Source organism: Myxococcus sp. AB025B, assembly GCF_006518215.1.
GTDB lineage: Bacteria > Myxococcota > Myxococcia > Myxococcales > Myxococcaceae > Myxococcus > Myxococcus fulvus.
Map to the genome: position 1 here is coordinate 1 of NZ_SRLW01000372.1, position 8508 is coordinate 8508.

The following is an 8508-nucleotide window of genomic DNA, read 5'->3' on the forward strand; positions in this document are numbered from 1 at the left end:
GACGTGAAGTTGATGGCCGGGGTGGGCGCCGTGCTGGGGTTCCCAGCGTCGATGGCGGCCGCCGCGTTCATCTCCCTGGTGGGCGCGGCCCAGGCGGTGGTCTCGCTCCTGTGGCAGGGGGCGGCCTGGGACACGGTGGCGGCGGCGCTGCGACGCTGGGCGGTCCGTCTTCGCCTGGCACGCGCGGAGACGGCTCCCTCCACGCAGCGACACATCCCCTACGGGGTGGCCATCGCGCTCGGGACCTTCTGGGCGGTGTGGTGGCAGCAACAAAGCTTGGGTTAGCGCAGAGACTGTAGGCGCAGAGACTTTGGAAGAGGGGACACGCACGATGTTCACACGCTTCACGCATGCCGCCGCCCTGGGCGCGCTCGTTGCCCTGGTTGCCGGTGGCTCCGCCCTGGCCCAGGAAGGCACCACGTTCAGCCTCGGGGTGGGCGCCCAGAAGGTTCTCAACATCCCGGGCCTCAGCAAGGTGGCCCTCGGCGATCCGTCCATCGCCGACGTGAAGACGCTCGGCTCCGGCCAGCTGCTCGTCACCGGCCAGGCCGAAGGCAAGACGACCCTCCTCATCTGGAAGTCCACCGGCCAGCGCACCAGCTACCTCATCAACGTGCGCAAGCAGGACCCCAACGACGTCATCGCGGAGATCAAGCGCCTCTTGGGTGAGATCGAAGGCGTCTCCGTCCGCATGGTGGGCGACCGCATCTACCTGGACGGTCAGGCCTACACCACGCAGGACGCGGACCGCATCGAGCAGGTGGTGAGCCTGTATCCGAACGTGAAGTCGTTCGTGAAGATCGCCCCCAACGCCAAGAAGCTGGTGGCGCAGAACCTCAACGCGGCGTTCCAGAAGGGCGGCCTGAAGAACGTGCAGGCCAACGTGGTCGGCGCGACCATCTTCCTGGAGGGCTCGGTGGAGAGCCAGCAGGACCTCCAGAAGGCGGAGCTCATCACCAAGGCCATCGGCGAGAAGGTGGAGAACCTGCTCGTGGTCGGCATCAAGCGGATGATCCTCTCGGAGGTCCAGTTCGTCGAGATCCGCCGCAACAGCCGCGACCGCTACGGCATCCGCTACCCCCTGGACATCACGGGCACGGCGTCCGCGGCGGCCACGGTGACGCAGGAGCTGTTCCCGGGCACCTTCGGCCAGGGCGGCTCCAACCTGGGCCTGACGGCGGGCGCGGACTTCTCCATCGGCTTCCAGGGCAACGACGGTTACGGCCGTCTGCTCGCGCAGCCCAAGCTGGTGTGCGCCAGCGGTGAGAAGGCGGAGTTCCTGGCGGGCGGCGAGGTCCCGATTCCGCTCATCACCAACAACCAGTTCTCCGTCGAGTACAAGAAGTACGGCGTCATCCTGAACCTGCGCCCCACGGCGGACCGCAACGGCAACATCCAGACGGAGATCGAGGCCGAGGCCTCCGAAATCGACACGTCCGTCGCGGTGTCCTTCGGTGGCTCGTCCACGATTCCGGGCTTCCGCACCCGCAAGGTGAAGACGAACGTCACCGTGCGCCACGGCGAGACCATCGTCCTGTCCGGCGTGTTCAGCCACGACGAGCAGAAGTCCGTGTCGAAGATTCCCGGCCTGGGTCACATCCCCATCGTCGGCGAGCTCTTCAAGAGCCGCGGCTTCGACTCGACCAAGCGCGAGCTGGTCATCTTCGTCACGCCGCGCATTGTCAACCCGGACTCCGACAAGGTCCGCACCATCATCGAGGACGTGAAGAGCCGCTACAAGCAGGCCCGGTCCGAGGTGAACTTCAACATCTTCGACTGACGCCGCGGGCGCCGCTCCGCCGGCGCCCTGGGGCACCGGGGCCCACCAGGGCCTCGTCACGGGCCGGTTTCCTTCCCTTCCGGGGGCGGGAGCCGGCCCGTCGGCTTTGCGGGCGGGCATTCGGCTGCGCCCGACGCTTTGAGGTGGAAGGGGCGCTTGGTAGCATCGGCCCCATGTTTTTGATCACCCTCGCGGAAAAGGGCGGCGGGACCGAGCAGCGTGAGTACCACAAGCCGGAGATCACCATCGGTCGGCTGCCCGGCAATGACATCATGCTCGCGAAGGGCAATGTCTCGAAGTACCACTCCCGCATCGTCGCCAAGGATGGCAAGTGCATCATCGTGGACATGAAGTCCACGAACGGCACCTTCGTGAACGGCAAGAAGATCGCCGCGCCCCAGGTGCTCAAGCCGACGGACCAGATCTACATCGGCGACTACATCATCAACGTGGAGCCGCTGGAGGACGCGGGGCCGGCGATGACGCGCGCGGGCCAGGAGGAAGAGGCCTACGACGACCAGGGTGAGGAGGAGGGCTACCCCGAGGAGGAGCAGTACGAGGACGAGGAGCCCTACGAGGAGGAGGAGCCGCCGCCTCCGCCGCCCCCCCAGCCCGCCGCGGGCCGCATGCCCGCGTCCATGGCGTCCGCGCTGGCGAAGAACAAGAAGAAGGTGGACCCCCGGGTGGAGCGCTACACGCGGCTCCAGAAGGAGATCCACGACCGGCTCATCGAGTACCTCGACCTGCGCCGCATGGACATGGACCGACTGGGTGACGACGAGCTGTGGCGTCGCACCGAGAAGGCCATCCGCGACATCATCGACCAGATGGAGGCCGATGGTGAGCTCCCGGAGGACGTGGACCGGGAGGAGCTGCTCACCGACGTCATCAACGAGGCGCTGGGCCTGGGGCCCCTGGAGGCGTTCCTCGCGTCGGATGAGATCAGCGAGATCATGGTGAACCACGCCAACCAGATCTACATCGAGCGCAAGGGCAAGCTGACGCTGTCGGAGAAGACGTTCTCCTCGAACCAGGCGGTGCTCGGCGTCATCGAGCGGATCGTGGCGCCCATCGGCCGGCGCATCGACGAGTCCAGCCCGCTGGTGGACGCGCGCCTCAAGGACGGCAGCCGCGTCAACGCCATCATCCCGCCGCTGGCGCTGAAGGGGCCCTGCATCACCATCCGCAAGTTCAAGAAGGACTCGCTGAAGATCCAGGACCTCATCAAGTACAAGACGCTGACGGCGCAGATGGCCGAGTTCCTGGAGATGTGCGTCAAGGCCCGGCGCAACATCGTCATCTCCGGCGGCACCGGCTCCGGCAAGACGACGACGCTCAACATCATCAGCGCCTTCATCCCCGACGACGAGCGCATCGTCACGGTGGAGGACGCCGCGGAGCTGCAGCTCCCCCAGGACCACTGGGTGCAACTGGAGAGCCGGCCGCCCAACCTGGAAGGCAAGGGCGCCATCACCATCCGCGACCTGGTGAAGAACTGCCTGCGCATGCGTCCGGACCGCATCGTCGTGGGTGAGTGCCGCTCGGGCGAGACGCTGGACATGCTCCAGGCGATGAACACGGGCCACGACGGCTCGCTCACCACGCTGCACGCCAACACGCCTCGCGACGCCATCGCCCGGCTGGAGACGATGGTGCTCATGTCCGGCATGGACCTGCCGGTGAAGGCCATCCGCGAACAGATCTCCAGCGCCGTGCACATGATCGTCCAGCAGACGCGCTTCTCCGACGGAACGCGGAAGATCTGCTACGTCACGGAGGTGTCCGGCATGGAGGTCGACATCGTCACGCTCCAGGACATCTTCTATTACAAGCAGGACGGCTTCACGGAGGACCACAAGGTGCGTGGCCGCTTCGTGGCGTCGGGCTTCGTGCCGAAGTTCTACGACGAGCTTCAGCGCAAGGGCATCCCCGTCAACATGAGCATCTTCCGCGAGGACTGACGCGCCATGGCCACACTGGTCGTCCGTCTGCCCGACGGCACGGAGAACGAGCACGAAGTCGTCGGCGAGCTGAAGCTGGGCCGCCAGCAGGGCTGTGACATCCTGCTCACCGAGGGAGGCGTGTCGCGCACGCACGCGCGCGTCTTCACGGAGGCGGGCACCGTCTTCATCGAGGACCTGGGGAGCGCCAACGGCACCTTCGTGAATGGCGAGGCCATCGCGGAGCCCACCGCGCTCACGCCCCAGACCGAGGTGGTGCTCGGCGACTACACGCTGACGCTCAAGGCCGCGCCCTCCCGGGCCGGCGCGGAGCGGGGCCCGGAGCCGGTGGAGCTCCAGCCCGGGGACCAGCTCCAGTTCGGCGTCATCGAGCTGACCTTCGAGGCGCCTCATGAGGACGCCGCGGTGCCCTCGCGGCGTGGCGCGGGCGCGCCTCCGCCCACCCGGCGGCGAGACGCCGGCAGCGGCGGTGGAGACCCGGAGGCCGCGCGGCGCAAGAAGCTGATGGTGGCCGGCGGCGGCCTGGTGGCGGTGCTGCTCGTGGCCGGCGTGGTGAAGGTGATGCTGCCCTCCACGCCCGCGCAGACGGACGGTCCCATGGGCCCGGGCGTGCAGGTGGACCCCGCTCAGCAGATCGCCGACCTGCTCAGCGAGTGTCGTTCCTTCGCGTCCAGCGAGCTGGGCGCGCCCAACTGGGCCAAGGCCGAGCAGATCTGCTCGCAAGTGCTGGACCTGGACCCCATCAACACCGACGCCAACACCCTCATCCGCCGCATCAAGCTGGAGAAGGAGGCGTACGAGAACTTCTCCACGGGCGAGAAGCTGGTGCAGCGCCTCAAGCCCGAGGAGGCCCTGGCGTCGTTCCGCAAGATTCCGCGTGAGAGCGAGTACTTCCGCCGCGCGCGCTCGAAGGCGAGCGAGGCGGCCGAGCAGGTGACGAAGCGCGCGCTGGATGACTGCAAGCGCTACCTGAACAACTCGCAGTGGAGCGCCGCGGTGCCGCGCTGCCAGACGTACATGGCGGTGTGGTGCCAGAACCAGCCGCGCGAGGACCTGCAGCCGCCCCTGGGCTACACGCTGAAGCTGGACGGGCGCCTGCGCCGCAACGAGTGGCGGCCGAAGGACCCCTTGTTCGTGAAGTTCCTCATCTCGCGCCAGAAGCTGGATCCGAACTCCGTCCCGTGGACATGCCCGGTGGCCGAGGTGCTCAACCAGGAGAACCTGCCCACGGACCCGAAGATGGTGGTGCTGGAGGCGGTGAAGCAGCGCTACCCCAACAAGCTGATGCAGGCGGCGATGATGGACTACTGGTCCGGCCGCGGCAGCGAGGCGCTGGCCACGCTGCAGAAGCTGCGCGCCAACTACGAGTCCTCGGCGCTGCACGGGGCCGCGGACGAGATGATGAAGACCATGTCCACGGTGGATCAGCTCTTCAAGGGTGGCCAGAGCTACCTGGCCGCGGATGACCCGGAGAAGGCGTCGGAGCCGCTGCGCGAGGCGCTGGAGGTGGACAAGTCGCTGATGCTCGACCTGGCTGAGTCCAAGCCGTCGTTCTACCGGCGCAGCATCCTCCAGGACATGGCGGACAAGGCCTATCAGCGCGGCCGGCACTGGGCGGACCGCGAGGACAACCGCCGCGCGTGCCGGGTGTGGAAGCTGGGCTTCAGCTTCTATGCGGGCAACGCGGACCTCAACAAGGCGGCGGGCTTCTGCTCGACGCTGGCGCTCAACACCTTCCGTGGCGCCGGCGGCTGTCCGGACCTGGCGGCGGTGCTGGACCTGGCCGTCAAGGGCGACGGCGTGGAGGAGATGGTCGAGGCGAAGAAGCGCGAGTGGAAGTGCAACTAGCGCGCGACATGGACAGGGAGGGACGGGCGCGCTAGGCACGGGGGCATGGCCGACACCAGCCCCCCGCGCCCCGCGCCCACCCTGGTCCTCATCGACGCGTCCGGCTTCATCTTCCGCGCCTACCACGCGATTCCGCCGCTCACGACGAGCAAGGGCGTGCCCACCAACGCCGTGCTCGGCTTCACGCGCATGGTGCTCAAGTCCCTCCGGGACTTGAAGCCCACCCACGTCGCGCTCGCCTTCGACAAGGAGAGCCGCGTGGAGCGCCAGAAGATCGACCCCACGTACAAGGCGAACCGCGAGGGGCCTCCCGAGGACCTGGTGCCCCAGTTCGCGCTCATCCGCCGCGTGGTGGAGGCGCTCAACCTGCCCATCCTGGAGATGCCGGGCTGGGAGGCGGACGACGTCATCGGCACGCTCGCGCAGAAGGCCAAGGCGGAGGGCTTCTGCGTCCAGGTCGTCACCGGGGACAAGGACTTCATCCAGATCGTCGACGAGGACGTGCGCCTGTTCGACCCGATGAAGGACGTGCACACCCGGCCCGAGGACGTGAAGGAGCGGCTGGGCATCGAACCGAGGCAGATGCGCGACTACCTGGCGCTCATCGGCGACGCGGTGGACAACGTGGCGAAGGTGCCGGGCATCGGCCCGAAGACGGCCACGGAGCTCATCCAGCAGTTCGGCGACGTGGACACGCTGCTGTCGCGGCTGGACGAGGTGAAGAAGCCGAAGATTCGCGAGAACCTCGCCTCGCACCGCGAGAGCCTGCTGCGCGCCCGGCAACTGGTCAGCTTCAAGACGGACCTGCCGTTGGAGGTCCGCGTGGCGGAGCTGACCCGCAGGGAGCTGGACGCCACGCGGGCCCGGGAGCTGTTCACCGAGCTGGAGTTCTACGCGCTGCTCAAGGAGCTGCCGCAGGCGGGGCAGGGCGGAGCGCCGGGCGCCTCCGAGCCCGTGAAGGAGAAGCCCGCGCCGCTGCCCACCACGACGACGCTTGTCACCACGGACGAGGAGCTCCAGGCGCTGGTCCAGGCCGTGCGCGCGGCGGGCTCGGTGAGCCTGGTGCCGGCCTACGAGGGCCTGCCCTTCGCCGCGAAGCTGGTGGGCCTGGGCGTGGCCCTGCCGGACGCGAGCACCCGCTACGTGCCGCTGCGCCACGATGTCCTGGGCGCCACCCAGGTGCGCCCGGACGCCTTCGCCGCCGCCTTCAAGGCCGTGCTCGAGGACGCCGCGGTGAAGAAGGGGGGCCATGACCTCAAGGCGCTCACCCTGGTGCTCGCCAACGAGGGCATCGACCTCACGGGCGCGCACGACGACGTGGAGCTGTTGAGCTACCTGCTCAACCCCTCGCGGCGCGAGCACGCGCTGGCGGACCTGGCGCGCGAGCGGCTCGTCACCGAGCTGCCCGCGCTGCCCCCCGCGGCCGAAGGGCGGCGCGGCAAGAAGGACCGCGCGCTGGCGGACCACTCACCGGAGGAGCTGGCGCTGGGCTTCGCGGTGCGCGCCGAGGCCGCGCGCAGGCTCGCCCCCGAGCTGTGGAAGGAGCTGGACGAGGCGAAGCTGTCGGAGCTGGCCCAGAAGCTGGAGCTGCCACTGCTGCCCATCCTCGCGCGCATGGAGCGGCGGGGCGTGAGCCTGGACACCCAGGAGCTCGCGCGCATCTCCGTGAAGGTGGACGCGGCCGTCGAGTCGCAGGTGAAGGAGGTCTACAAGCACGCCGGACGCGAGTTCAACATCGGCTCCAATCCGCAGCTGGTGCAGGTGCTCTTCACCGACCTGAAGCTGCCCATCATCAAGCGCGGCAAGACGGGGCCGTCCGCGGACCAGGAGGTGCTGGAGAAGCTGGCCGAGGAGCACCCGCTGCCCAACGCCATCATCGAGTACCGCAGCCTGTCCAAGCTCAAGAGCACCTACCTGGACACGCTGCCCACGCTGGTGGCCGCGGACGGCCGCATCCACACCACGTACCACCAGGCTGCCACCGCCACGGGCCGCCTGTCCTCCACCGACCCCAACCTCCAGAACATCCCCGTGCGCACGGAGCTGGGGCGGGAGATCCGCCGCGCCTTCGTGGCGGCTCCGGGCCACCAGCTGGTCAGCGCGGACTACAGCCAGGTGGAGCTGCGGCTGTTGGCGCACATCGCCGACGACGCCGTGCTGGTGGAGGCGTTCCGCAACGACGAGGACGTGCACAGCCGCACCGCCGCCGAGGTCTTCGGCGTGGCGCCGGACCAGGTGGACCGCGAGCAGCGCCGCGTGGCGAAGATGGTGAACTTCGGCATCGCCTACGGCCTGTCACCGCACGGCCTGTCCACGCGCCTGGGCATCCCCCAGGAGACGGCGCGCGACATCATCGAGCGCTACTTCATCCGCTACGCGGGCATCCGCCGCTACCTGGAGGAGACCGTCAACACGGCCCGCAAGACGGGCTACGTGGAGACGCTGTACGGCCGGCGCCGCTACATGGCGGACCTGAACTCCAAGAACCGGGGCGTGGCGCAGGCCGCCGAGCGGGCCGCCATCAACATGCCCATCCAGGGCACCGCCGCGGACCTCATCAAGAAGGCCATGCTGGTGGTGGACGAGGAGCTGCGCGCCCAGAAGCTCTCCACCGTGCTGCTCCTGCAGGTGCACGACGAGCTCCTGCTGGAGGCGCCGGACGCCGAGGTGGAGCAGGTGAAGGCGCTGGTGGCGCGCGGCATGGCGGGCGTGGCCTCGCTCAAGGTGCCGCTGAAGGTGGACGTCGGCGCGGGGAAAAGCTGGGCGGACGCCCACTGAAAAGCAACGCGGGAGGAGCGCCCACCCCCGTAGACGCTCCCCCCGCGGTCCCACGCGCTATCTCACTGCCCCCACGAAACAGCCCCCACGACAACAATGCCGACCCGTCCGACCGGCGAGTCGCGCGGACCCCCATCCACG

General features: G+C 68.6%; 4 protein-coding genes and 1 pseudogene. All 5 read left to right on the forward strand.

Going from position 1 to position 8508, the window contains the following annotated elements; translation table 11 throughout:
* Window positions 1-285 (forward strand): annotated as a pseudogene (locus FL311_RS38000) (prepilin peptidase); the annotation flags it as partial.
* 46 nt (window positions 286-331) lie between these two features.
* Window positions 332-1780: a type II and III secretion system protein family protein gene (locus FL311_RS38005; protein ID WP_141332561.1), complete on the forward strand. Its 1449-nt coding sequence runs from the start codon at window positions 332-334 to the stop codon at window positions 1778-1780.
* A 173-nt stretch (window positions 1781-1953) separates the two neighbouring features.
* The gene (locus FL311_RS38010; protein WP_046713345.1) at window positions 1954-3741 is read left to right on the forward strand and encodes an ATPase, T2SS/T4P/T4SS family; all 1788 of its coding nucleotides are present in this window, start codon (window positions 1954-1956) and stop codon (window positions 3739-3741) included.
* A 6-nt stretch (window positions 3742-3747) separates the two neighbouring features.
* Entirely contained in the window at window positions 3748-5589 is a 1842-nt protein-coding gene (locus FL311_RS38015) for an FHA domain-containing protein (protein ID WP_141332562.1), read from the forward strand.
* A 45-nt stretch (window positions 5590-5634) separates the two neighbouring features.
* Complete coding sequence (polA, locus tag FL311_RS38020) at window positions 5635-8367, forward strand: DNA polymerase I (RefSeq protein WP_141332563.1); 2733 nt, start codon at window positions 5635-5637, stop codon at window positions 8365-8367.
* Window positions 8368-8508: the final 141 nt, after the last annotated feature.

What these genes read in the sequence shown, in the direction of transcription:
- FL311_RS38005 (WP_141332561.1), top strand. Translation starts at nt 332, where the DNA reads ATGTTCACACGCTTCACGCATGCCGCCGCCCTGGGCGCGCTCGTTGCC.
- FL311_RS38015 (WP_141332562.1), top strand. Translation starts at nt 3,748, where the DNA reads ATGGCCACACTGGTCGTCCGTCTGCCCGACGGCACGGAGAACGAGCAC.
- polA (WP_141332563.1), top strand. Translation starts at nt 5,635, where the DNA reads ATGGCCGACACCAGCCCCCCGCGCCCCGCGCCCACCCTGGTCCTCATC.
- FL311_RS38010 (WP_046713345.1), top strand. Translation starts at nt 1,954, where the DNA reads ATGTTTTTGATCACCCTCGCGGAAAAGGGCGGCGGGACCGAGCAGCGT.